Here is a 1,281-nt window from a genome sequence, read left to right on the forward strand (position 1 = left end):
AGAGGTGGCCCCGGAAATCTGGACAGTCGGTTAGGTGGAATCGCTGGGTTCTGAGATAGGCATAATGCCTACAAAGGAAACCAGACGATGACGAAGAGAACCCGGCGCACGCACTCAGCGGCGTTCAAGGCGAAGGTGGCACTGGCAGCCGTACGCGGCGAGCGCACGCTGGCAGAATTGGCGCAGCAGTTTGAGGTTCATCCGAACCAGATCACAGAATGGAAGCGCCAGTTGCAAGAACGAGCGGCCGATGTGTTCGGCGCGGCGGGCGCGCCCGTCAATGAGCCGCCGGTGGACCTGAAGACGCTGCACGCGAAGATCGGCCAATTGGCGCTGGAGAATGATTTTTTGTCCGGCGCGCTCGGCAAGGCAGGCCTGCTGAGCGCAAAGAAATGATTGATCGTGCCCACCCCCTGCCGGTTTCCCGGCAGGTCAAGCTGGTCGGCATCAGTCGATCCAGTGCGTACTACGCGCCGAGCCCGGTCAGTGCCGCGGATCTGGCGCTCATGCGCCGCATCGACGAGTTGCACCTGGAGCATCCGTTTGCCGGAGCGCGCATGTTGATGCGCCTGCTCAAGCGAGAGGGCATAGTGGTCGGACGCAAGCACGTCGGCACGTTGATGCGCAAAATGGGCATCGAAGCGCTGTATCGCAAGCCGAACTTGAGCCGCAAACATCTGGCTCACAAGATCTGGCCGTACCTGCTGCGCGATCGGAAGATCGAGCGCAGCAACCAGGTGTACGCATTGGACACGACATACGTGCCTATGGCACACGGCTTCGTGTATCTCACGGCTGTGATCGATTGGGCCAGCCGCCGTGTTTTAGCGCACCGGGTCGCGATCACGATGGAAGCTGAGCATGCGGTGGCAGCGCTTGAAGAAGCGTTCGCGAAATATGGATTGCCTGAGATCGTCAACACCGATCAAGGCAGCCAATTCACCAGTACAGTCTTCACCGACGCGGTCCTCTCGCGCGGAATCGCTTTGTCGATGGATGGCAAGGGAAGCTGGCGGGACAACGTTTTTATCGAACGACTGTGGCGCAGCGTGAAGTACGAAGAGATATATTTGAAGGCCTATGAGTCCGTCGGCCAGGCACGCAAGTCCATCGCTAACTACCTGACGTGGTACAACCAGCAAAGGCCTCATTCAAGTCTGTCGGACAAGACCCCGGATGAAGCTTATTTCGCGATGCTGCCCGCGATTACATTGGCAGCGTGACCGCCCAGCGTTCCACTTAAAAATCGAAAAAACTGTCCGAACGAACGGGGCCACCTCT

General features: G+C 58.7%; 1 protein-coding gene. It reads left to right on the top strand.

Annotated elements, in window-relative coordinates:
• Positions 1–87 precede the first annotated feature (87 nt).
• A protein-coding gene (locus FQ755_RS00030; protein ID WP_409936946.1) for an IS3 family transposase occupies positions 88–1,223 on the top strand; the annotation gives its coding sequence in 2 pieces (ribosomal slippage) (positions 88–352 and positions 352–1,223; 1,137 coding nt in all).
• Positions 1,224–1,281 lie beyond the last annotated feature (58 nt).

This window comes from Paraburkholderia sp. BCC1885 (assembly GCF_900996235.1).
Lineage (GTDB): Bacteria > Pseudomonadota > Gammaproteobacteria > Burkholderiales > Burkholderiaceae > Paraburkholderia.